Annotated in this window: 18 protein-coding genes; 2 read left to right on the forward strand and 16 right to left on the reverse strand. The window is 72.8% G+C overall.

Going from position 1 to position 23929, the window contains the following annotated elements:
• Nucleotides 1–151: 151 nt before the first annotated feature.
• The 4 genes from ACZ5WK_RS29755 to ACZ5WK_RS29770 form a co-directional block, all read right to left on the reverse strand.
• Nucleotides 152–2812 (reverse strand): glycoside hydrolase family 31 protein, encoded by a 2661-nt coding sequence (locus ACZ5WK_RS29755; RefSeq protein WP_465551871.1) that lies wholly within the window; start codon nucleotides 2810–2812, stop codon nucleotides 152–154.
• 179 nt (nucleotides 2813–2991) lie between these two features.
• Nucleotides 2992–3909: a carbohydrate ABC transporter permease gene (locus ACZ5WK_RS29760; RefSeq protein WP_465551873.1), complete on the reverse strand. Its 918-nt coding sequence runs from the start codon at nucleotides 3907–3909 to the stop codon at nucleotides 2992–2994.
• On the reverse strand, nucleotides 3909–4841 hold the full coding sequence (locus ACZ5WK_RS29765) for a carbohydrate ABC transporter permease (protein WP_465551875.1): 933 nt from the start codon (nucleotides 4839–4841) through the stop codon (nucleotides 3909–3911). Before ACZ5WK_RS29765 ends, ACZ5WK_RS29760 begins: the two co-directional genes overlap by 1 nt.
• Nucleotides 4842–4934: 93 nt before the next feature.
• Nucleotides 4935–6200, reverse strand: a complete 1266-nt coding sequence (locus tag ACZ5WK_RS29770; RefSeq protein WP_465551877.1) for an extracellular solute-binding protein — start codon at nucleotides 6198–6200, stop codon at nucleotides 4935–4937.
• A 502-nt stretch (nucleotides 6201–6702) separates the two neighbouring features.
• Here ACZ5WK_RS29770 and ACZ5WK_RS29775 point away from each other — a divergent pair.
• Entirely contained in the window at nucleotides 6703–9507 is a 2805-nt protein-coding gene (locus tag ACZ5WK_RS29775) for a TIM-barrel domain-containing protein (RefSeq protein WP_465551879.1), read from the forward strand.
• Nucleotides 9508–9635: 128 nt separating this feature from the next.
• Here ACZ5WK_RS29775 and ACZ5WK_RS29780 read toward each other — a convergent pair whose 3' ends face one another.
• From ACZ5WK_RS29780 to ACZ5WK_RS29830, 11 genes are all read right to left on the reverse strand, one after another.
• Nucleotides 9636–11162, reverse strand: coding sequence for a DEAD/DEAH box helicase (locus tag ACZ5WK_RS29780; protein WP_465551881.1), 1527 nt, complete (start codon nucleotides 11160–11162; stop codon nucleotides 9636–9638).
• Nucleotides 11163–11528: 366 nt separating this feature from the next.
• The gene (locus ACZ5WK_RS29785; protein ID WP_042388274.1) at nucleotides 11529–11732 is read right to left on the reverse strand and encodes a cold-shock protein; all 204 of its coding nucleotides are present in this window, start codon (nucleotides 11730–11732) and stop codon (nucleotides 11529–11531) included.
• 261 nt (nucleotides 11733–11993) lie between these two features.
• Nucleotides 11994–12482 carry a GNAT family N-acetyltransferase gene (locus tag ACZ5WK_RS29790; RefSeq protein WP_465551883.1) on the reverse strand — a complete coding sequence of 163 codons (489 nt, stop codon included), beginning with the start codon at nucleotides 12480–12482 and terminating at the stop codon, nucleotides 11994–11996.
• Nucleotides 12483–12525: 43 nt separating this feature from the next.
• Nucleotides 12526–13326, reverse strand: coding sequence for a methyltransferase (locus tag ACZ5WK_RS29795; RefSeq protein WP_465551885.1), 801 nt, complete (start codon nucleotides 13324–13326; stop codon nucleotides 12526–12528).
• Complete coding sequence (locus ACZ5WK_RS29800; RefSeq protein WP_465551887.1) at nucleotides 13326–14045, reverse strand: ABC transporter ATP-binding protein; 720 nt, start codon at nucleotides 14043–14045, stop codon at nucleotides 13326–13328. Before ACZ5WK_RS29800 ends, ACZ5WK_RS29795 begins: the two co-directional genes overlap by 1 nt.
• Before the next feature lie 5 nt (nucleotides 14046–14050).
• Nucleotides 14051–14794, reverse strand: coding sequence for an ABC transporter ATP-binding protein (locus ACZ5WK_RS29805; RefSeq protein ID WP_465551889.1), 744 nt, complete (start codon nucleotides 14792–14794; stop codon nucleotides 14051–14053).
• A complete protein-coding gene (locus ACZ5WK_RS29810; RefSeq protein ID WP_465551891.1) occupies nucleotides 14791–15786 on the reverse strand; it encodes a branched-chain amino acid ABC transporter permease in 996 nt (331 codons plus the stop codon). Before ACZ5WK_RS29810 ends, ACZ5WK_RS29805 begins: the two co-directional genes overlap by 4 nt.
• Nucleotides 15787–15902: 116 nt before the next feature.
• Entirely contained in the window at nucleotides 15903–16772 is an 870-nt protein-coding gene (locus tag ACZ5WK_RS29815) for a branched-chain amino acid ABC transporter permease (protein WP_465551893.1), read from the reverse strand.
• Between the two features lie 23 nt (nucleotides 16773–16795).
• A complete protein-coding gene (locus tag ACZ5WK_RS29820) occupies nucleotides 16796–17989 on the reverse strand; it encodes an ABC transporter substrate-binding protein (protein WP_465551895.1) in 1194 nt (397 codons plus the stop codon).
• Nucleotides 17990–18033: 44 nt separating this feature from the next.
• Nucleotides 18034–18447, reverse strand: coding sequence for a roadblock/LC7 domain-containing protein (locus ACZ5WK_RS29825; protein ID WP_331741638.1), 414 nt, complete (start codon nucleotides 18445–18447; stop codon nucleotides 18034–18036).
• Complete coding sequence (locus ACZ5WK_RS29830; protein ID WP_465551897.1) at nucleotides 18444–20765, reverse strand: sensor histidine kinase; 2322 nt, start codon at nucleotides 20763–20765, stop codon at nucleotides 18444–18446. The genes ACZ5WK_RS29825 and ACZ5WK_RS29830 overlap by 4 nt, the downstream gene beginning before the upstream one ends.
• A 526-nt stretch (nucleotides 20766–21291) precedes the next feature.
• Between ACZ5WK_RS29830 and ACZ5WK_RS29835 the strand changes: the two genes are divergently transcribed.
• Nucleotides 21292–23328, forward strand: a complete 2037-nt coding sequence (locus ACZ5WK_RS29835) for an FUSC family protein (protein WP_465551899.1) — start codon at nucleotides 21292–21294, stop codon at nucleotides 23326–23328.
• 22 nt (nucleotides 23329–23350) lie between these two features.
• On the opposite strand, the gene ACZ5WK_RS29840 is transcribed toward ACZ5WK_RS29835, so the two are convergent.
• On the reverse strand, nucleotides 23351–23929 hold a 579-nt coding region (locus ACZ5WK_RS29840), incomplete at its 5' end, for an amidohydrolase family protein (protein WP_465551901.1).

Below are 23929 nucleotides of genomic sequence, written 5' to 3' on the forward strand. Positions count from 1 at the left end.
TGCCGTCTTCGCGGTCGCGCCGATGTTCCTCGCCCCCCGGAACGCCCCCCGGAACGCCCCTGGAGCGTCCCAGGAACGCCCCCGCCCACGGCCGGACGCCCGAGGGCTCCCGCGCCGCCCGGGCGCGGGAGCCCCCCGTGGGACGGGCCGGTCAGTGGCCGCCGTGGATCAGTTGGAGCGAGAAGCCGTGGTCGGTGGAGACGGCCGGCGTCCTGATCTCCGTCACCCCGGTCGCGGCGTCGTAGTACCAGCCGGAGGAGGCGGAGCCGAGCGCGGCCGCGGAGTCGAGCCGCGGCAGCAGGCCGCCCTCGGTGACGACCTGGCGCGGGGCGGGCTGGCCGTGCACGGTGAAGCGGTACGCCCGGCGGGCCGGCTTGTCGGCGTAACTTCCCACGCTGGCGCCGACCTTGACGACGGTGACGGCGCGGTTCGCGTGCACGTCGACCTGCTGGGTGGCCGAGGCGCCCTGGGCGAACTGCCGGGTGGTGCCGTCGTCCTCGTACAGGGTGTAGGAGGAGTCGCCCTGCGGGTAGAGGTCGTAGTCGAGTTCGGTCCGGTCCCGGTTCTGCCAGGAGAGCGTGCCCTTGGGCCACATCGGGACGATCGAGCCGCCCTTGACGAACAGCGGCAGCGTGTCGAGCGGCGCGGAGTAGCCGTTGATCGTGGTCGGGCCCTGGTAGGTGTGCCCGGTCCAGTAGTCGGTCCAGGTGCCCTCGGGCAGGTAGATGCCGTCGCGCACCGAGGTGTCCGAGTACACCGGTGCGACCAGGAAGTCCGGTCCGGCCAGGAACTCGTAGGTCGCGTTCGGCCCGAGGGCCGCCGGGTCGTCCGGGTACTCCAGGGCGAGCGGCCGGACCGCGCCGACGCCGGTCCTGGTGGCCTCCGCCGACAGGGTGTACATGTACGGCAGCAGCCGCTCCTTCAGCTGCAGGTACTTGCGGTTGACCGAGGTGTACGGCTCCCCGTCGAGCCAGGGCTGCTGGTCGCGGGGCTCCTTGCCGGCCATGTCCTTCGCCCAGCCGTCCATGGTCATGACGGCCGGGAGGAAGGCCTTCCACTGCAGGTCGCGGGCGTACATCTTCGGGTCGCGCCGGAAGATGGAGCCGATGTCACCGGTGTTGTACGCGATGCCGGACATGGTCGCGCCGGCGTAGGTGGGGATCTGCCAGCGGATGTAGTCCCAGGAGAGGCTCTGGTCACCGCTCCAGAGCACGCCGCAGCGCTGCGCGCCGGCCCAGGAGACGGGCAGCCAGACGAAGCCGCGGGCGTCGCTGTTGTCCTCGATGCCGGCCTTGGCCTGGTCGCAGGCGTTCAGCGCGAAGTCGTAGCCGTTGCCGACCCAGGCGACGTCGAGCTTGCGGACCCGGACCCCGGCCTTGACCTCCTCGGCCTGGTTGGGCAGGCCGTTCTGCGTCCAGAGCCCGAGCTGCGCGTGGTCCTTCCGCAGGCCCTCGCCGGTCTTCGCGAGGTCCTCGTAGCCGCAGCCGTAGCCGTCGTTGACCAGCATCCAGCCCAGCGGCATCTGGTTCTCGGCGTAGCCGTCGGCGACCTTCACCGCGTCCTGGGTGTGCCGCTCGCCGCGGTTGGCGTTGTGCAGGTAGCAGTCGGAGTCGCCGGGCTCCAGGCCGTAGACGGGCGGCATGAAGGGTTTGCCGACCAGCGCGGTGTACCGGCCGATCACCGACTTCACGTCGCCGGTGAAGTAGTAGGCGTCGAGGCGCCGTTCCTGCTGCCCGGTGCGGACGGGCGAGCCGAAGTCGTAGATCCCCGGCGCGAAGGTGTTGCGGAAGACCCCGTAGCCGGCGCTGGAGACGTAGAACGGCTGCGAGTTGTTGTAGCCGCCCTCGTTCCAGTTGGAGCTGTTGGCGACGTGGATGGTCTTGTCGCGGTGCGAGAAGGCGCCGTTCTGCTCGCCGCCGCCGAAGAACTGCTCGTCGGCGCCGCGCACCAGGCTCTGCCGCAGCCCGCTGGTGCTCCAGCGCAGTGGTGCGTCCTCCTGCCAGAGGGCGGTGCGGTCGTCGGCCCGGTAGAGGCCGAACCGCAGAGGGTGTTTGTAGACCCGCAGCACCAGGCCGCCGGAGCGGATCCCGTAGTACGCGCCGGCGTCGAACGTGCTGGTGTCGCGCTGGAGTTCGGGCTGCTTGCGGATGATGGTGCTGCCGGCCGGGTCGGTGAGGACGCCGTCCGGGGCGGCCCGCAGGCGCAGTTGGTCGTCGGCCAGGAAGTCGACCTTGGCCTTGAGGGCGCCCGCGGCGATGTCGTAGCTGCCCTGGGAGCCGTCGAAGGCGGTGAGGTCGCCCGCGTCGGCGGTCTGCGGCAGATAGGCCCGGCCGGTGTAGGAGTTGTCGTGCACGTCGTAGGGGACGACCAGGACGTGGTACGTGCCGGAGGCCCGGGGGATCACCGTCGCCTCGGGGTCGGCGGTGCCCGCGCTCTGGGCGACCTCCTTGCCGTTGGCGTCGTAGACGTACAGGTCGAAGTCGTCGGTGGGGGTCTGCCACTGGATGGAGACCGGGACGCCGCCCTCGGGGTTGTCGTCCCAGTACCCGGCCGGGACGTCGACGGTCAGGTCGAAGTGGTCGCAGACCGCGCCGTCCGGGTCCTGTGCGGCCGGCGGGCAGTCGGCGGCGCCGCCGAGCGTCCCCTTGGCGTACCGGGGGCTCTGCCAGGTCGCGCTCTGGTGGCCCGCGTCGAGGACGGCGGAGCCGGGGGTCGCGGCCCGGGCCGGAACGGCGGGCCCGGCGAGGGCGGCGACGCTGGTGACGGCCGCGGCGAGGGAGGCCCAGCGGAGGTGATGTCGAAGTAGGCGCACGGTGCGTTCTCCTGTCGACTGATCAGAGTGTGTTCACGTGGTGCGTGAAACTGCTTGAAACGCAGACTTTCGGAGCAACATTCACAGTTACTGTCGGTACATGTCAATGGTGGTGCGAGGCCGGACAGCAGACGGTCGGGGCACCCGGGGGTGCCCCGACCGGTAGCCGGCGGGCGTTCCTACTTGACCGATCCGGCGGTGAGCCCGGAGACGACCTGGCGCTCGATGAAGGCGAAGAGCACCACGACGGGGACGATGGCGACGACCGATCCCGCGAAGAGGTAGTTCCACTGGACGGTGTAGTTGCCGATGAAGCTGTTGATGCCGACGGTCAGCGGCTGGCTGTCTGGAGCGGTCGAGAGGGTCAGGCCCATGACGAACTCGTTCCAGGCGGAGATGAAGGTGAAGATCACCGCGGTCACCACGCCGGGCATGGCCAGTGGCAGGACGACCCGGCGCAGCGCTCCGAGCCGGCCGAGGCCGTCGATCATGGCGGCCTCCTCGAGCTCGACGGGGATGGAGCCGATGTAGGCGGTGAGGATCCAGATGGCGAAGGCCAGGTTGAAGGCGGCGTTGCAGAGGATCAGGGTCCAGACGGAGTTGAGCATGCCGAGCTGGTAGAACTCGCGGTAGAGGCCGACCAGCAGCGAGGTCGGCTGGAACATCTGGGTGACCAGGACGAGCAGCAGGAAGAGTTTGCGGCCGCGGTAGCGGATGCGGGCGGTGTAGTAGGCGGCGGGCAGCGCCACGAGCAGGGCCAGCAGGGTGGAGCCGCCGGCGACCAGCAGGGTCACGCGCAGGTTGCCGCCGAGGGTGGAGTCGCGCCAGACGTCGACGAAGTTGGACCAGGCGAAGTGGGTCGGCAGGTAGCCGGGGTCGCGCAGCTCGTCGGCCGGGCGCAGCGCGGTGACGACCATCTCCAGGTAGGGGAGGAGGAAGAGCGCGGCCAGCAGCCAGGCGACGGCCGCGATGACGAGGGTGCGCGGGCTGGTCCGGCGCCCGGTCAGGCGTGCTCGGGAGCCGGGCGCGGCGGCGCCGGGCGCGGGTGTGGGGGCCGGCCGGGCGGGGCGCCGGGCCCGGTCCGTCTGCTGGGCCATCAGCTCTCCTCCTCGTTCCAGCGGCTGACCTTGAGGAAGACCAGCACCATCACCACGACCAGGGCGAAGTTGACGACGGACATGGCCGCGGACTCGCCGATGTCGGTGTTCTTCAACTGGTACATGAACACGGTGGTGGTGGCCGTGGCACTGTCCGGGCCGCCCTGGGTCATGCCCCAGATGACGGGGAAGGAGTTGAAGACGTTGATCAGGTTGATCACCACGCCGACCAGGAAGGCCGGGCGCAGCAGCGGCAGGGTGATGCGCAGGTAGGTCTGCCAGGTGCCGGCGCCGTCCACCCGGGCCGCCTCGTAGACCTCGCCGGGGACGGTCTGCAGCCCGGCGAGCAGGGTGTAGGTGGTGAAGGGGAGGGAGACGAAGACCGCGACGCCCATCATCCAGGGCCAGGCGGTGGAGGGGCTGCCCAGCCAGTCCTGGGGGCCGTCGATCAGGCCGAGGTCGGTCATGGCGGTGTTGAGCACGCCGGCGGTCTGGTTGAGCATCCACTTGAAGCCGATGGCGGTCATCAGGACGGACGCGGCCCAGGGCGCGATCAGGGCCCAGCGGGTGAGACGGCGGCCCGGGAACCGCTGGTTGAACAGCTGGGCGAGGGCCAGCGAGAGCAGCATCGTCAGGCCGACGACGGCGACCGTCCAGATCACCGTGCGGACGAGGACGTGCCCGAGGTCGGTCTCGCCGAAGAGCTTGCGGTACTTGTCGAAGCCGGCGGAGCCGCGGACGAAGCCGCTGGTGCTGATCCGCAGGAAGGAGGTGCGGACCATCTCGTAGACGGGCCACAGGACCACGAACAGGATCAGCAGGACGGCCGGGCCGATCCAGGGCAGGGGGCCGAGCCTGCCGGGGCCGGAGCGGGCGGCCGGCCTGCCCCGGCCGGGCCTGCGGGCCTGGGGGGCAGCGGATTTGAGGGACACGGGTGGTGCCTTCCGGGCGTGTGCGGCAGCGCGTGCCGCACGGCTTGCGACGTGCCGGGGCCCCGGCGCCGGTGGGTGCCGGGGCGGGCGCGGCTACTTGTTCGCGACGGCGTCCTGGGACTTCTTCTGCAGGTCGCCGAGGACCTTGGCCGGGTCGCCGGCGACGGCGGTCCCGATGCTCTTCTTGATCTCGGCGGAGACGGCGTCCCAGCTGGTGTCACCGAGCGGGTAGAAGGAGGCCTGCGGCAGGAGGGCGAAGAACGGTTCGAGGTCCTTGTGCTTGCCGCTGGAGGTCATCTCGTGCAGGGTGTCCTGGGTGACCGGCATCAGGTTGTAGGTCTCGTCGAACTTGAGCGTGTTGTCCTTGGAGTACACGAAGTCGAGGAACTTCTTGATCTGGTCCCGGTGGCCGTTCTTCTTGAACGCCATCGTCCAGTCCGCCACGCCGAGGGTGGACTTGAGCGGGCCGGTCTTGCCGGGGATCGGTGCGACCGCGTAGTCGACCTTGCCGTCCTTGGACATCTGGATCAGCGAGGGGTGGCCGTTGACCATGGCCGCCTTGCCCGCGGCGAAGTCGGCGAACGCGGTCTTGCGGTCGGTGGTCGCCGGGTTGGCGTAGGTCAGGCCGGGGTCGACGAGGTTGGCCTTGAGCCAGCCGAAGGTGTCGATGTTGGCCTGGCTGTTGAGGGTGTACGCGCCGGACTTGTCGGTGGGGCCGCCGCCGTTGCCGAGCTCCCACATCATGCTCTCGCCCTGGGCCTCCTCGGGGCCGAGCGGCAGCGCGTACGGGGTGACCCCGGGGACCTTGGCCTTGACCAGCGCGGCGTCGGCCTTCACCTCGTCCCAGGTCTTCGGAGCCTCGGTGATCCCGGCCTGGGCGAAGAGCGCCTTGTTGTAGAAGAAGGCGCGGGCCGAGGAGACGAACGGGATGCCGTACTGCACGCCCTTGACCTGGCCGGCCTCGGCGAAGGAGTCGATGAAGCCGGCCCGGGTGCCGGTCGACAGCACGTCCTCGGCCTTGTAGAGGAGGTCGTCGGCGACCTTGTCGGCGTAGCCGCCGGTCTGCAGGACGTCCGGCATGTTACCGCTCTGGATCATGGTCTTGACCTGCTTGTCGATGTCGTTCCAGTTCACCACCTGGACATCGACCTTGATGGCCGGGTTGGCCGCGGTGAACGCGGAGGCGACGTCGTTCCAGTAGGCCTTGGAGCTGTTGGACTCCTTGTCGCCGTAGTCGGCGGCGACCAGCTTGAGGGTCACGCTCCCGTCCGCCGAGGCGCCGCCACCGCTGCCGCACGCCGTGAGAGCGAGCGCGGTGACCGTACACACCACCGAGAGACCGAGTACACGTCCGTTCACCGCAGTTACCGCCTTCGTGCCGTCGGACCCGCGTTCCGGCCGGGTCCACTCCTGGGGATTGAGAGTCGGCAGCAGCCTTCGGATCGTCGTGCGGGCGCAGCCCCGTGGGTGGCTGCTGCCTGGCCGCATTGTTCATCTATGCGTGAAGATCGCTCGTTTCGAGCAGATCCGAAAGCTGCTGCGTCGCGAAGTATTCACGAGGTGGGCCGACCGGTCCAGGTGCTGTTATCGGACCGTTGTGCTTCGGACCGCCGATATCCCGGCCGATCCGGCCCGTGGCCGGGACTCTGGCGTGACGCTCTGTCACTGCCTCGGTTCATGTGATGAGTTGGAGTGACTCGACGATCACCCTGAGGCGTGCCGGCTGCCCGTAATGCACCTTCTGTCGTTGCAGGTTATTGACCTGTACCTGTTGACTCATGCTGATAGCGGCGCCACTCTGGACATATTCGAGCATCAGTAAGCATGCGGATGCTCGCTTTCCTCCAGGGAGGACCCTCACATGCGTTCCGCACCGACCCCAGTCCTGCCGAGGCCGGGCAGTCCCGGCGCCAGACCCGCCGCGGTCTCCGTCGCCCTGCTCCTCATCGCCTCGCTCTTCGCCGTCCTCGGCCCGACCGGTACGGCACGTGCCGCAACGGCGGGCAAGGTCACCGGAGTCAGCCGGTCCGGCGACACCTTCACCGTCACCACCTCCGGCGGGGCCGCCGCCCGGGTGGCCGTCGCCAGGGCCGACATCTTCCGGATCTGGCTCTCGCCGGACGGCACGTTCGGCAACGACCCTGCCGGTACCGACCTCGCCGTCAGGACCGGCTTCGGCACCGTCGGCGCCACCCTGACCGACGCCGGCCCGTACTACCGGATCAGCACCCCGGCGATCAGCCTGCGGATCAACAAGTCGCCGCTCACCTTCGCCCTGTACAAGGCCGACAACACCACCCTGGTGTGGGCGGAGTCCAAGCCCACCAGCTGGACCGCCTCGCAGACCACCCAGTACCTCACCCGCGGCGCCGACGAGCAGTTCTACGGCACCGGCCTGCGGCTCGGGGAGTGGGCCCTGCGCGACAAGACCGTCCCGATCTCGGTCTCCAACCGGTGGACCGAGAACAGCAACGCCAGCCCCGCGCCGTTCTACATGTCCACCAACGGCTACGGCGTCATGCGCAACACCTGGGCGCCCGGCTCCTACGACTTCGGTGCGCCGACCGCGCTCACCCACGACGAGAAGCGCTTCGACGCCTGGTACTTCGCGGGCAACTCGCTCAAGGACGTCCTCAACGGCTACACCGACGTCACCGGCAAGCCCTTCCTCGCGCCCATCTGGGGCCTGGAGCTCGGCAACGCCGACTGCTTCAACGCCTCCAACCCCGCCTACACCGGCGATCACGACCGGCTGCGCCACCAGACCACGCCCGACGTGGTCGGTTACGCCACCGACGCCCGGGCCGCCGACATGCCGTCCGGCTGGTTCCTGCCCAACGACGGCTACGGCTGCGGGTACACCGACCTGCCGGACGCCGTCGCCGGCCTCAAGGCCAAGGGGTTCAACACCGGCCTGTGGACCTCCACCGGGCTGGCCGACATCAACTGGGAGGTCGGGACGGCCGGTTCACGCGCCGTGAAGACCGACGTCGCATGGATCGGCGGCGGCTACAAGAACGCCTTCACCGGCGTCAACCAGGCCGTCGCCGGCATCGAGGACAACGCCGACGCCCGGCGCTTCGTCTGGACGGTCGACGGCTGGGCGGGCACCCAGCGCAACGCCGTCGTCTGGACCGGCGACACCAGCGGCACCTGGGACGCCATGCGCTGGCACGTCCCCGCGATCACCGGTGCGGGCCTGTCCGGGCTCAACTACGCCTCCGGCGACATCGACGGCATCTACGGCGGGAGCCCGCAGACCTACGTCCGCGACCTGCAGTGGAAGGCGTTCACCCCGGCGTTCATGACGATGTCCGGATGGGGCGCCGGCAACCCGTCGGCGGGCTACAACGACAAGCAGCCCTGGCGGTTCACCGAGCCGTACCTGTCGGCCAACCGCAAGTACCTCCAGCTGAAGATGCGGCTGATGCCGTACTTCTACACGATGAGCAAGGCGGCCAACGACACCGGCGTGCCCTCCACGCGGGCGATGGTGCTGGAGTACCCGGACGACCCGGTCGCGCGCGGGAACCTGACGAGTGGTCAGTTCATGGCCGGTGACTCCTTCCTGGTCGCCCCGGTCGTCTCCGACACCTCGACCAGGGACGGCATCTACCTGCCCGCGGGCAGCTGGACCGACTACTGGACCGGCAAGGTCTACAACGGTCCGGGCTGGCTCAACGGCTACTCCGCGCCGCTCGACACCCTCCCGCTGTTCGTCAAGGCCGGCGGCGTCGTGCCGATGTGGCCGCAGATGAACTACACCGGCGAGAAGCCCGTCTCCACGCTCACCTACGACGTCTACGCGCGCGGCAACTCCTCCTTCGACCTCTACGAGGACGACGGCACCACCCGCGCCTACCAGTCCGGGGCCTACGCCCGCCAGCGGGTCGACGTCACCGCCCCGGCCGCCGGCACCGGCGACGTCACCCTCTCGGTCGGCGCCTCGACCGGCAGCTACGCCGGCAAACCCGCCTCGCGCGGCTACGAGTTCACCGTGCACAGCGCCACGGCGCCGGCGTCCGTCAAGGCCGGCGGCACCACGCTCACCGCGCTGAACAGCAAGGCCGCGTACGACGCCGCGAGCACCGGCTGGTACTTCGACCCGGCGGACCGGGCCGGGGTGCTGTGGATCAAGACCGGCAGCGCCTCCGGCGCGTTCACCGTCACCGCCACCGGCATCACCGTGCCCAACGGCACGCCCGTGGCGGCGAGCGGCCCGATCGCGCAGACCGGGTGGAAGCTCGCGTACGCCGACAGCCAGGAGACCGCCGGCGAGAACGGCGCCGCGGCCAACGCCTTCGACGGCAACGGCGGCACCATCTGGCACACCAAGTGGAGCAACGGCGCGGACCCGCTCCCGCACGAGATCCAGATCGACCTCGGCGCCCGCTACGACGTCGATTCGACCACCTACCTGCCCCGGCAGGACGGCGGCGTCAACGGCCGGATCGGCCAGTACGAGATCTACGTATCGGACTCCACCACCGCGTGGGGCGCCCCCGTGGCCACCGGCACCTTCGGCGACACCGCCGCTGCCAAGACGGTGAACTTCACCGCCAAGTCCGGCCGCTACCTGCGCCTGAGAGCGCTCACCGAAGCCGGCAACCGGGGCCCCTGGACCAGCCTCGCCGAACTCACCGCCACCGGCCGGCTCTCGCCGTAGGCACGCCGGCCGCCGGCCGCCGCCTGCCGACGGAAACGGCCCGGCCCCCGTGTGAGGGGCCGGGCCCAGCGGTGTTCCAGGTCCTGTCAGTCGATCCGCGCTCCCGGCCGGGCCGGCCGGGCCAGGACCTAGGCGGCGAGGGCGACGCGCCGCCGCGGCGGCCTGCGGCGGGAGCCGGTGGCCGTCTGCGGGGTGCGCTCGGCGGGGGCGGGACGGCTGCGGCGGTTGCGGCCTCCGGCGGCGCTGCGGCGGGGCCGCTCGACGACGGGGTCGGGGATCACGACGGGCACGCCGGTGGGCACACGGGCACCGGTGATGCGGGCGAGCTCCTCGTCGGCGGAGTGCACCCGGGTGGCGGTGGGAGTGATCCCCGCGGTGGCCATCATGCGGGCCATCTCGCGGCGCTGGTTGGGCAGGACGAGCGTGACCACGGTGCCGGACTCCCCGGCCCGTGCGGTGCGCCCGCCACGGTGCAGGTAGTCCTTGTGGTCGCCCGGCGGGTCCAGGTTGACGACCAGGTCGAGCCCGTCGACGTGGATGCCCCGGGCGGCGACGTTGGTGGCGATGAGCGCGGTGACGTGGCCGGTGCGGAACTGCTCCAGCGTGCGGGTCCGCTGGGGCTGGGACTTGCCTCCGTGCAGGGCGGCGGCCTTCACCCCGTTGGCGAGGAGGTCCTCCACCAGGCGGTCGGCGCCGTGCTTGGTGTCGGTGAACATGATCACCCCGCCGTCACGGGAGGCGATGCGGGCGATCGTGGCGTTCTTGTCGTGGTTCTGCACGTGCAGCACGTGGTGCTCCATGGTGCTGACCGCCCCGGCCGACGGGTCCACCGAGTGGGTGACCGGGTCGTTGAGGAAGCGGCGCACCAGGCGGTCCACGTTGCGGTCCAGGGTGGCGGAGAACAGCATCGTCTGGCAGCCCTGCGCGACCTGTTCGAGCAGTTCGGTGACCTGCGGCAGGAAGCCCATGTCGGCCATCTGGTCGGCCTCGTCCAGGACGGCGATGCCGACCTCGTCCAGCCGGCAGTCGCCGCGCTGGATCAGGTCCTTGAGACGGCCGGGGGTGGCGACGACGACGTCGGCCCCGCGGTTCAGCGCGTGGGCCTGGCGGCCGATCGACACCCCGCCCACCACGGTCGCGATCCGCAGGCGGACCGAGTGCGCGAACGGGGTGAGCGCCTCGGTGACCTGCTGCGCGAGCTCACGCGTGGGGACGAGCACCAGCGCCAGCGGCCGGCGCGGCTCCGCACGCCTGCCGGCGGTGCGGGCCAGCACGGCGAGGCCGAAGGCGATGGTCTTGCCCGAACCCGTCCGGCCGCGCCCGAGGACGTCGCGCCCGGCGAGCGAGTTGGGCAGCGTCGCGGCCTGGATCGGGAAGGGCGAGGTGACGCCCTGGCGGGCCAGGGTGGACAGCAGCGCCTTCGGCATGTCCAGCTCGTCGAACGACTCGACGGCCGGCAGCGACGGGGTGGTGCTGACCGGCATCGCGAACTCGCCCTGCGGGGCGGAGCTCTGACGCCCCCTCGCGCCGGAGGGCCGCCGGCCGCCGCCGGAGCGGGGCGCGGAGCTGTTGCCGCGCGCGGAGCGGCCTCCGGAGGCGCTGCCGCCGGAGCGGGAACCGGCACTCTGGTACGGGGAACGACTGGAACGGTTCATACGGAAACCTTCCTCAAAGGGCGGCACGCTTCGAGGAAGGCTCCGCAGCGCGGGGCGCCGGCGGAGATCGCAAGGAACGGGCCAGAAGTGTGACGGGTGGAGCGTGGACGGCACAGCCGTGCGGCACGTCACCTACGGTCGGCGCTCACCGCGCGGGCGGGAGCGGAGAACCTCGAACCGTGAGCTGTCACGGCGGGGCGCCGGTCCGGACGCGGCGCTGTGCGTCTCGCGTGGGACCGGCCGCCGGTGGCGGAGCCAGGGGCCTGAGCGGCCGGGATCGTTCGTGGAGCAAAAGCCGAGGGGCCCGCACCGGGCATGTACGCGGTGCGGGCCCCTCGCTGCCGGGCGGGTGCCGTGGCAGAAGAACTACAGCGGGCGAATGTTCTCGGCCTGCGGGCCCTTCTGGCCCTGCGTGACGTCGAACTCGACCTTCTGGCCCTCGAGCAGCTCACGGAAGCCCTGGGCGTTGATGTTCGAGTAGTGGGCGAACACGTCCGGGCCGCCACCCTCCTGCTCGATGAAGCCGAAGCCCTTTTCCGCGTTGAACCACTTCACGGTGCCATTAGCCATAAAAAAATCTCCTTCAAGGGCTGTCCGAAGACCGCACTGTGCGGACTCCGAGTCGCCGCGATGATGACCCGCCCGGGGAAGAGCCGGGAAACAAAAATGCGCCTGCGAAACATCAGCAGGCGCACACAAAGTTCATGGGAACCACTACTGCAACTGAAAACGACTGTAGCAGGCCCGGGACGGTTCCGGTGGAAAATCCGGCCGCGGATATTTCCGGGGCGCGGTCACGGGCGGCCCGTGACCGCGCCGACGGCTGTCCCGTCACGCCGGTCCGACGGCGTCGACGGCCAGGCTGTACCGCTGCTTCTCCTTGCGGGTGGCGCCGAGCCGGTCGTAGAAGCGGATGGCGCCCTCGTTCCAGGCGGGGGTGTTCCACTGCACCTGTCCGAGCCCGCGAGCCCGGGCCTCGGCCACCACGGCGGCCACCAGTTCCGCGCCGAGGCCCAGACCGCGGTGCTTCTCGCGCAGGTAGAGGCAGTCGAGGTGGAGGTACGGCCGTCCCTCCCAGGTGCTGAACTCGCTCGTACAGGTGGCGTACCCGGCGAGCCCGCCGCCCGGCAGCTCGGCCACCAGGCAGGTCAGCCGCGGCTCCGCGCGCTCGAACAGCTCCACCGCGAGCAGCGCCGCCAGACCTTGCGCCGGCGGGGCCGCCCGCTCGTACGCCGCGTGCTCGGCCGCCAGGACCGCCACCTCCGCGAGGTCGGCCGGCATCGCACGGCGCACGCCCGCCTCGTCCACTCGAGTGCTCATGGAGATCATCATCCTCCACGGCCGGGCCGGCCCGGGGTGCTGCTCACACGGGCTTGCGCGCCGAGGTCGAGACCAGGGTGTAGGAGAGCGCCTCGAAGCCCGGCCTGCGGACCAGCGCGCGGAAGCGGGTCAGCTCGTCGAGCGTGAGACCGGTGGCGAGCAGGGGTTCCTGGAGCTGGCGGGAGTTGATCTCGTGGAGGCGGGCGCCGCCGTCGTGGGACCAGCTCTCGGCCTGGACGGTGGTGTGGACGTCGGTCAGACCGAGGTCCGTCATCGCGCCCTGGACCTGGCGCCCCCAGTCCAGGTCGGCACCCCGGTCGCCGAGGACGGCGAGGACGGCGTCGATGACCCGGGAGAAGAGCTCGCGTTCGGACGGGTCGACCGGGGTGAGGACGGAGAGCGGGCTGCGGTCGAACTCCTCGATCAGCAGGAGGCCGCCGGGCCGCAGGGCGCCGGCCAGGGTGGCGAGCACCTCGCGGCGTTCGGGCAGGTGGAGGAGGAGCAGGCGGGCGTGGATCAGGTCGAAGGGGCCACCGGGCGGCTGCTCGTTCCGGACGTCGTGGCGACGGACGAGGAGGTTCCCGGTGGACCCGGCGGACCCGGCCAGTCGGGCCGGGTCGAGATCGGTGGCGGTCACGGAGCCGGTGGGACCGACCAGTCGGGCGAGCAGCCGCGCGATCGACCCGGCTCCGGCCCCGACCTCCCAGCAGTGGGCGCCGTTCGGGACCCCGAGGCGGTCCAGGTGAGAGGCGGTGATCGGGTCGAGGGAGGACTCCAGCACCTGCAGCTGGTCCACGGCCTCGTCGGCCCGGTTGTCGAAGGCGTAGCGCGTGTCGGTCGGCATCAGGGCAGCTCCTGTGGCGTTCGGCGGGGCGGGGTGAGGGCGGCGAGTACGCGGGCCGGGTCCCGGCGTGCGGCAGCGCCGTCCAGCGCGGCCGTGATCCGGCCGGCGCCGAGGACGGTGATCCGGTCGGCGATGGGGAGCACCTGGGCCGGGCGCGGGGAGGTGACGACAACGGCCATCCCGTCGGCGGCCAACTGGGCCGCCAGGGCGAGGACGTCGGCCGCGACGGCGGGGGCCAGGCCCTCGGTGGGCTCGTCGATCAGCAGGACGCGAGGCCCGGAGAGCAGGGTGCGGGCGATGGCGAGCATCTGCTGCTCGCCGCCGGAGAGGCGGTCGGCGCGATGGTGCAGCCGCTCGCCGAGCCGGGGGAGCAGGTCGACGACCCTGGCCGGTGACCAGGCTGTCGGCCGCCGCCGGTGTGCCACCTTGAGGTGCTCGGCCACCGTCAGGGACGCGAAGACCCGGCGCCCCTGCGGGACGAGGCCGATGCCGGCCCGGGCCCGGCGGTGGGTGGGGAGACGGGTGACGTCGGTTCCGGCGAGTTCGATCCGGCCCGAGCCCACCGGGACCAGGCCGGCCAGCGCGTGCAGGAGGGTCGTCTTTCCGGCGCCGTTGGGCCCGAGAACGGCGTGCACGGAGAACTGCCCGGCCGTCAGGTCGATGCCGTGCAGAACGGTGCCGCCGTGGTAACCGGCCCGTAGGGAGAGCGTTTCGAGCATCCGGATCACCCGGCCCGGGTGTCGAGGTAGGCCGCCCGGACGGCGGGGTCGGCGCTGATCTGATCCGGAGTGCCCTCGGCGATCGACCGGCCCTCGTGCAGGACGGTGATGCGGTCGGCCAGGGCGTTGACGAAGGCGAGGTCGTGCTCGATCAGGAGCACGGCGACCTCGGCGGACACCTGGCGCAGGACCGTCACCAGCCGGTCGGTGTCCTCCTCGGCCAGGCCGGCGGCCGGCTCGTCCAGCAGCAGGATCCGGGGCCGGGTGGCGAGGGCGGCCGCGATCTCCACCAGCCGCTGCTGGCCGTGGGACAGGTGCCCGGCGGTGTGGGAGGCCAGGTGCCCGATGCCGACCTGGTCGAGCTGTTCGTGGCAGCGGCGTCCGAGTTCGCGGTACCGCCGGGGGCGCCAGAGCCCGCGCAGTCCGGTGTGCCGCCAGGCCGCGAGGGCCACGTTGTCCAGGGCGCTCAGGCCGGCGAGCACGGCGGGCTGTTGGAAGGTGCGGGCGATGCCGAGGCGGGACCGTCGGGCCGGGCCGGTGCGGGTGACGTCCTGCCGGTCGAGAAGGATCCGCCCGGACGACGGTACGACCGTGCCGGCGACCAGGCCGAGCAGGGTGGACTTGCCGGCGCCGTTGGGCCCGATCACGGCGTGGCGTGCCCCGGGTGCGACCGTCAGGTCGAGCCGGTCGACGGCGACCAGCGCGCCGTAGCGGCGGGTCACGTTCGCGATGCTGAGCAGGGCGTTCACGGGCCGACCTCCGGGGAGGCGGGACGGGCCGGGGCGCCGGAGGGAGGAGCCGGCAGGGAGCCGCGGGGGAGCCGGCGGAGGCGGACGCCCGCGAGCCCGCGGGGGAGCAGGTACACGGAGGCGATGAACAGGGCGCCGAGCAGCAGCGGGCCGTGCCCCGGCCAGTGGGCGGCGAGCTGGTCCCGGGTGATCAGTATCAGCGCGGTGCCGGCGAGGGCGCCGAGCGGCGAGGCCACGCCGCCGAGGACGGCGGCGAGCAGGCAGAGCGAGGACGTGGTGAAGCCGACGTCGGCGGGGGAGACGTAGCGCTGGGCGGTCACGAGCAGCTGGCCGCCCACTCCCGCCAGGGCGGCGGCCCAGACGTGGGCACCGAGGAGCACACGGGTGACCGGATGGCCGCTGGCCAGCATCCGCGCCTCGTCGTCGCGGCACCCGGCGAGCAGCAGCCCGAGCGGCGAGCGCAGCGCCATGACCGTCGCCGTGATCGCGCAGGCGGCGACGGCGACCGCGTACCGGTAGACGTCCGGGTCCTCCGTCAGCGGTGCCGTGCCCCAGAGCGCGCGGACCGGCGGTATGCCGGCCAGGCCGTCGGTGCCACCGGTGACCGAGCTCCAGCGGGCCGCCGCGGTGGCGGTCAGTTCTCCCAGGGCCAGTGTGATCATCAGGACCGTCACGCCGCGGGCCCGGACGACGGCCGGTCCGGTCAGCAGGGCGAAGAGCGCGGCGGCCGACGCGGCGGCGGCGAGCTGGACCGGCCCGACGTCGACGCCCGCGCGGCCCAGCAGGGCGGTGGTGTAGGCGCCGACGGCGTACGGGGCGGCCTGGCCGAGTGTGGGCAGCCCGGCCCGGCCGGTGAGCACGGTGATGCCGACGGCGGCCAGGCCGAGCGCGGGTACCGGGGTGATGAGGACGAGTGTCGACTCGTCGACCACGGCCGGTACGCCGAACAGCGCGAGCACGGTCAGCAGCAGCGCCCATCCGGCCGGGCGCACGGCAGACCCCCGGCCCGGCGGCCGGGAGCCTCCCGCGGGGCGTGCGCCGCCGCCCGACGGTGTCGCGGCCGACCGGAGCGAGCGGACGATCCCCGGTGCGAGCGACCGGATCCCGTTCATCCGCGCGCTCCGGCGGCGCCGGCGCGGCGCAGGACCAGGGCTGCGGCCATCGCCGTGAACAGGAGGTAGGGGGCGAGGTCCGGTACCAGGTCGACGCCGAGGGTCTGCACCTCGCCCACGGCCACCGCCGCCACCAGGGCGCCCAGGACCGAGCCCATGCCGCCCAGCACCACCACGATCAGGGAGAGCAGCAGGACGGTGTCGGCCGTGCGTGGGCCGGGGCCGATGATGGGCGCGCCGAGGACGCCCGCGAGGCCCGCGAGAGCCCCGGCGCCGGCCAGCACGGCGGTGTGGACCAGACGGGGGTCGGTGCCCAGGCCCGCGACCATCGCGGAGTCGTCCACCGTGGCCCGCAGCAGCGCGCCGGCCCTGGTGCGGCGGAGGAAGAGCTGCCCCGCGGCCGCCAGCAGCGCCGCCACCACGATGAAGGCCAGCCGGTAGACCGGGTAGCGGTGCCCGCCGAGGTCGGTGCTGCCGTCGAGGGCCGCCGGCAGGGTGACCGGGAGGTCGTCGGGCCCGGCGGCCGTGCTGAGCAGATCGCCGCCGACCAGCGCCACGCCGAAGGTGAGCAGTGCCTGGGCGAGATGGCCGCGCCGACGAATCGGTGCGGTGAGTGCGGCGAGCAGCCCGCCGCCGGCGCCGGCCGCGGCGACGGCGACGGCCAGCGCGAGCAGCAGCCCCCACCATGAGCCGTCCGACAGCGCGGCGGCGGTGTAGGCGCCGACGGCGTAGAGGGTGCCGTGGGCGAGATTGAGGACGTCACCGGTCCCGAACGCCAGCGTGAGCCCGGCCGCCGCGACGTACAGCAGCAGCCCGTAGGCCACGCCGTCCACCGCGGGCACCAGATGTGCGTCGATCAGGCCCATCGGCCCCCCTCTCCGGTGCCCGGTCAGTTCCCGATGGTGGCGAGGTCCTGGACCATCTGGTTGGAGAGTGCGCGGCCGTCGCTCCTGACCTCGCGCAGGTACCACTTCTGCACCGGCGAGTGGGTGTTGCTGCCGAACTGCCAGGTGCCGCGGGGGCTGTCGATCTGGCCGAGGCCGGCGATCGCGGTGTTCAGCGTCTGCGGGTCGACCTTGTCGCCCGCCGCGCCGATCGCCTTGTCGAGCACGGAGGCGGCGTCGTAGGAGGCCATCGCGTACGTGGTGGGCGGGGACTGGTGCTTGGACTGCCAGGCCGAGACGAACGCCCGGTTGGCCGCGTTGTCCAGGTCCGGGGCGTAGTTGAGCACCGAGCGGATCCCCTTGGCGGCATCGCCCTGGGCGGTCAGCACGCCGCCCTCGGTGAGGAACCCGGCGGCGTACAGCGGGGTGCCGGCCAGATCGGACTGGGCGTACTGCTTGACGAAGTCGACCGCCGCGCTGCCGGCGTAGAAGCAGTACACCGCCTTGGCCTTGGAGTTCTTGATCTTGTTGAGGTACGGAGTGAAGTCGGTGGTGGCGGGGAACGGCGTGAAGGTCGCCTTGCCGTCGGGGCCGGCGAGCTGGCCACCGGCCTTGGCGAACGCGTCGGTGAATCCGCGCAGTTCGTCCCAGCCACCCTGGTAGTCGGGCCCGATCGCGTAGACCGGCCCGTTGACGACGTCGTGCACGTACTGGGCGATCGCGGCTCCCGGCTCGTCGGACATGAAGCTGGTGCTCCACTGCCGGCTGACCTCCTTGACGGCGGGGCGGCCGTTGGAGCTCACCAGCGGGATCCCGGCCTCGCCGAGCAACGGGGAGATCGCGGCGACGGAACCCGCGCCGACCACACCGGTGACGGCGAGGACCTTGTCCTGCTTGACGAGCTTGGTGGCGGCGGGGAGGGCGGTCGGCGCACCGTCGCCCTCGTCGGCGATCACCAGGTCGACCGGATGGCCGCCGAGCTTGCTGTCGTGGGTGTCCAGATAGAGCTGGAAGCCGTCCCGCAGATCGGTTCCGACGGACTTGTACGTCCCGGAGAGCGACGCCAGCAGGCCGATCTTCACCGTGCTTCGACCACCGCCGGCCGCGTCGCCGCCGCTGTGGCCGCTGCTGCAGCCGGTGGCGAGTAGCAGGGCGGACAGGAGGGCTCCTGCCGAGCGGCGTCTGCGGATCGGTGACATGTGTGCTCCCGGAGTAGGCGTGACAGGCCGGAACTGATGGTCGGTCAGGAGGGCGTGTCGAGCAGCTTGGCGCGGGCCGCGGGGGTGAGTTGCGGGCCGACCTGGTTGATGAGCTCGGCCATCTCGAAGGAGACCTGGCCGATGTCGCAGGCCTTCGAGGCCAGGACCAGCAGCGAGGCACCGCTGCTGACCGCCATGGAGAAGAGGAAGCCGCCGTGCAGCTCGGTCAGGTTGCTGACCACCGGCTCCGCCTTCAACAGCCGTGCGGCGCCGGCCAGCAGGCTGACCAGCCCCGACGCGATCGCGGCGAGCTGGTCGGCGTGCTCCGCGTCGACCTCCTTGGTGGCGGCGATCAGCAGCCCGTCGGCGGAGACCGCCACCGCGTGGGTGATCTCCGGGACCCGGGCCGCGAAGTCGTTCAGCAGCCAGTCGAGATCGTGCGTCGAGGGGGAGGTCATGCGTCTTCCTTCTGGTTCGGATCGGAGAGGAGTGGCTTGGGGGCGGCGCGTCCGGCGCGGCTGGCGCCGATGCCGCGGGCGTAGGCGGCCATGGAGGCCGAGACCTGTCCGGGGTCGCGGTGTGCCAGTCCGTGCGAGGGATGGGCGGCGGGCGGCGGGGAGCCGGAGGTGCTGGGAGCCGCCGCGTGGGCGGGGGCGGGCTCAGCGGCGGAGGCCGCGGGCCGCCTGCGCATGGGCAGGCCGCTCCCGGTGGTGCCCGCGGTCGTCGACTCCGACGGCGCCGGTGAGGCGGCGGGCGGCAGCGCCGGCGCTGCCGCCGGGGCCTGGGCGGGCGCGGGGGCCTGGGCGGGCGCCGGGGCCTCGACGGGCGCGGGGACGGCCACGGAGACGGGGGCCGCGACGGGGGCCGGGTCGGCTGCCTCGGCCACGCCGAACACCGTGTCCGGAAGGGTGACCTCGGCGATGGTGCCGCCGCCCGGACGCGGGCGCAGCTCGACCCGGATGCCGTACCAGGACGCCAGGTGGCCGACCACGGTCAGGCCCATCGCGCGGACGGCGGCGATCTCGACCGGAGGGGGTGTGGCCAGCTTCTCGTTGGCGGCGTCCCAGCGGTCCTCACCCAGGCCGATGCCCCGGTCGCAGACCTGGACCACGAGCCGGTCGGTCAGCAGCCGGGCCTCGGCGGTCACCCGGGTCCCGGGCTTGGAGAAGGCGGTGGCGTTGTCGAGCAACTCGGCGAAGAGGTGGACCAGATGGTCCACCGCCCGGCCCTCGACCAGGACGCCCTGGTCCGTGGTCCCGACGTCGATCCGGGTGTAGCGCTCGGTCTGGGCCGCCGCCGCGCGGAGGACGTCCTCGATCGGGGCGTCCGTCGACCGCACCCGGGCCGTCGCCTCTCCACCGAGGACGAGCAGGCTGTGGTTGTTGCGGCGCATCCTGCTGGCCAGGTGGTCGAGCTCGAAGAGCCGGGCCAGCCGTTCGGGGTCGGGCTCGTCGCGCTCGGCCGCGTCGAGTGCCTGGACCAGTGCGCCGGTGAGCCGCTCGGCCCGGCGGGCCAGGCCGACGAAGACGCTGCCCATCCGGTCGCGCATGGCCGCCTGCTCGGCGGCGATCCGCACGGCCTCCCGGCTGACGGTGTTGAAGGCGGCGCCGACGGCGGCGATCTCGTCCCGGCCGCGGACCTCGACCGCGTCGCCCGCCGCGGCGGCGAACTCCTCCGGCGTGGCCTCGCCGAGTGCGCCTCCCGCCGACAGTGCGGTGACGGCCGCCGGAAGGCGCTCGTGGGCGACCGCGTGCGCGGCGACGCGCAGGCGGCGCAGCTCCCGGATCATCGGCCGGCCCAGCCGGAGTGCGAGGACGATCACCGAGACCACCGCGAGCAGGACCGCCACGCCCTCGCTCAGGGCCAGTCGGCGTTGCGTGTTGCGAAAGTCGGTGACACTGTCGAGCGCCGAGGCGTCGACCTTCTGCTCGACCTGCTGGAGCCGGTCGGTCCGCTCGTCCATCACGGTCGTCCAGCTCGCGTCCACCGGCAGCGGCCGGCCCGGCGTGGCGCGGGCGACGGCGTCCTCCAGCCGGCCCGCCGCGATGATGCCGGGACCGGTCAGCGACCGGTCCAGCCACGTCTGCCACTCCGGGGTGGCGATCCGCTGGAACTCCAGGACGGCTTCGGTGTACCCGGTCCGGGTGGCGGTGATCGCCTGTTGCGCGGCAGGGGTGAGCACGCCGGAGGCCTGCGAGGTGAGGACCGCCACCTCCTGTTGGCTCACCGACTCCTGGGCCCGGGCCAGGGTCACCCCGCTGTTGATGCGGCCGGCGAGATCGGCCCCGGCGCGTCCGGCCCCGGCGACGGCGCCCCGGTAGGCCAGCAGGTCGGCGATGACGATCCGGTAGTGGAAGGTGGTCGCCGACAGGACGGCACCCGAGCTCGACTCCACCTGCTTGCGGAGCGCGGGCAGGCCCGTCAGGTCGTCGTCCACCTGGCGGAGCAGCCCGCTGGAGTTGCCCCGGGAGGCGTGCATGCGCCCCCGCAGCTGACGGTACTGCGCGATGCTCGCGTCGGTTGCCTGGATCTGCCGGAGGTAGGCGTTGGTCCGGTCGGGATTCGCCTCGCCGGTCAGCAGCGTGGCGGCGCAGGCGCGTTCCCGCTGCAGCTGGTGCGTCAGGTCGCCGACCTGGGCGCTGATGGCCACCATCGATCGCAGCTGCGCGGCCCCGAAGACCTGTCCGGCGGTGATGCGCAGGGCGAGCGCCGCGAATGCCACCACCGCGAGCAGTGGCACCGTGGCGAGTACGGCGAGTTTGCGGGTGATCGTCACCGGGCCGGTCCTCCGGCCATGAGCGGAGGGTTGATCAGGCCTTGCTGGTGAGCAGTCATGGCGCCTTGGAGGTCGATCGGACGGGCGGGCGAGGGGTGCTGCGGTGTCGGCCGCTGGGGAGTCCTCCAGTGGGCGCGTACCTGACATGATGCCGCGCCGATCATAGTGGCGCCGGTCGATCAGGTCTTCGAAACCTGCGGAAGCCTAGCCAACTGATGGAGCGTTAAAAAGCCCCCTCCTCAATTCCCGCGCCCGCCCCGCACTCCGGCTCGCCGTGGCAGGCGCCCGGAAGCCCCTCCGGCGCGGCGCCACGGCGTCCCCCGCCCGTCCTGCACCGCGGTCGGCCGGATCAAGCCCGGGCCGAATCCGACCGGAGGCTGCCGTGCCGGCGGCCAGAGGGCGGCGTCCTTGCGACAGGCTGCGGATCGATGGACGAAACGGGAGCGTTACCTACAGGAATCCGTCTGGAAAGGCAGATCGCCTACGGTTCTGAGGGAGATCAGTGTCATGTGGACCGAGGGGGAGCGTGCGCCGCCGAGAGATCAGACCGCCGGACTGGCTGCTCCACCCGCTGCGGCGGCAGTCCGGACCGTTCCCCTGGGGCGGCGTGCTGCGCGGCGCCCTCGGCATGGGGCCGCTGCTCGCGGCCGCCGTCGCGGCCGGGCAGCCGCAGGCCGGCGTCCTGGCCGGGCTCGCCGCGATGTTCGGCGGCATCAACGACCGCCCCGGCACCGCCCGCGCGGCCGCGGCACTGGTCGGCCTGCCGGCCCTGGCAGGGGCCGCCGGACTGCTGATCGGCCAGGCCCCGGGCTGGTGGGCGGTGACACTGCTCGCGGTGGTGGGCGTGGTCTGCGGCGCCATCAGCGTCGCCGGGCCGGTCTGCTCGGCGGCCGGGGTGCAGCTGCTGGTGCTCACCGCCCTCGGCTGCGGAATGCCCATGGCCGGCCCCGCGTGGGCGAAGGCGGGCTGGTACCTGCTCGGCGGCGCCTGGTTCCTGATGCTGCGTCTCGCGGTGCGGCCGGCCCAGGAGTTCCGCCCGCTGCAGGGTGAGCGGCAGGCCGTGGCGGCCGTGTTCGACGCTCTGGCCGAGGCGTTGCGGGCGGTCGGCACACCCGGGGCCGAGCGCGCCCGGCGCGGGCTGACGGTGGCGCTCGACCGGGCCGACGAGGCGCTGCGGCTCCAGCGGCTGCTGCGCCGGCCCGGCCGCCGTCGGCCCGCGGAGCTCCGGCTGGACGAGCGTTTCGCTGCTGCCGCCGCGCTCTGCGAGGCGAGTGTGGCCCTGCTCTGGGAGGGCGAGGCGCTGCCGGCCATGGCGCTGGCGGGCCCGCGCCGCCTGGCGGAGGCCGTCCGGGGCGACACCCAGCCGGGCAGGCTGCCCGTCCCGGTGGCCGACAGCCCCGCCCGGGCCGCCTTCGACCGCGCCGTCCTGGCCGCCGGGTTCGCCTTCGACCACCGCCCGTCCGGAGCGCCGTCCGGCGCTCCGGACGGATCTCGTGTCGGATCCCCGGACGGATCTCGTGACGGATCCCGCGATGCGTCCACCGGCGGGCCCTCGCAGCGGCCGGCCCCCGCCCGCTCCCGCCGGGGCATCCACCCCGCAGGGCCGGCGGGGCGCGAGTGCGGGGTGCGCGTGGGGGCGTGCGTGGCGGTCACCACGGCGCTCGCGCTGCTGCTCCACGCCGACCACTGGTACTGGCTGCCCGCCACGGCGGCCTTCCTGGTCAAGCCCGACTACGGCCCGCTGTTCTCGCGGATCGTCAACCGCTTCGCCGGGACGGCGGCGGGCGTCCTGCTCTTCGCGGGCCTCGGCGGCGTGGCGGCCGGAGCCGCTCCCGGTCTGCCGGTGATCGTCGTCGCCGTCTGCGGGGCGCTCATCGCACCGTCCCTGCGGCACTTCGCGCTCCAGACCGGGGTGGTCACGCTCACCGTCCTCGCCTTCGTCTCGCTCGGCGGCGACACCCAGGCCGCGACCTCCCGGCTCGCGGACACGGCGCTCGCCTGCGCGGTGGTCCTGGTGGTCGGGCACCTGCCGCGGCTGGTCGACACCCGGGCCCGGGTCGGGCACCGCTGCGCCGAGGCGCTGCGCCACACCCAGCGCTACCTGGACGACGTGCTGACCGGGCCACCCGACCCGGGGGCGGCCCCACCCGGCCCGGGGGCCGCACCCGGCGCCGAGGTGGGCCGGCGCGCCGAACTGCGCCGCAGCGCCTACCGGGCGCTCGCGGAGGCCCGGGTGTCGGCCGAGACCGTGCGGGTGGAGCTGCTGGCGGACCCGGGCGAGGACTGGCTGAAGGTGGCGGTGCGAGCCGAGCGGATCGCCGACGCCGCGACCGCCTGCGCCATCCGGCTGGCGCACGGCTGGGAGCCGCCCGGCGCGGCGGCGGTCGGCCAGGTGGTCTCGGCGGTCGGTGAGGTGGCGGACGCGCTGGACGGCCGGGCCGCTCCGGCGGGCCGCCCCGCGGTGGACGCCCTCCCGCCGGACTGCCGCACGCTCCGCGACATCGTCGCGGAGCTCCACGGCATCCAGGAGCGGCAGCGGGCCCTGGCAGGGGTGGCCGGCTGACGGTGCTGGGTGGGCGGCGGGCTCAGATCCTGTCCGGCCGGTCCTGCCGGGCGCGCGACCGGTCGGACAGGGCCTCGCGCCGGACGCGCGGGAACCGGTCCCCGCCGGTGATCCACTCGCCGCGGCGCATCACGGCGACGAGGTCGTAGGTGTGGGAGTCGACCACGACGAGGTCGGCGTTCTTGCCGGTCTCCAGCGAGCCGACGGTGTCGGCGAGGCCGAGCAGGCGGGCGGGGACGGCGCAGAGCGACTCGACGGCCTGGTTCGGGGTCAGGCCGTTGACGGTGACGGAGCGTTTGAACGCGATGTCCAGGGTGAGCGTGGAGCCGGCGATGGAGCTGCCGTCGGTGAGCATGGCGACGCCGTTCCTGACTTCGACCTGGAGGGGGCCGAGGGGGTAGAGGCCGTCGCCCATGCCGGCGGCGCCCATGGCGTCGGTGATCAGGGCGACGCGGGAGGCGCCGGCGGTGCGGTAGGCGAGGTCGAGGACGGAGGGGTGCAGGTGGACGCCGTCGTTGATCAGTTCGACGGTGACGCGTTCGTCCTCGAGGAGGGCGACGATGGGGCCGGGGGCGCGGTGGGCGATGCCGGGCATGGCGTT

This window comes from Kitasatospora sp. NPDC032757 (assembly GCF_055579305.1).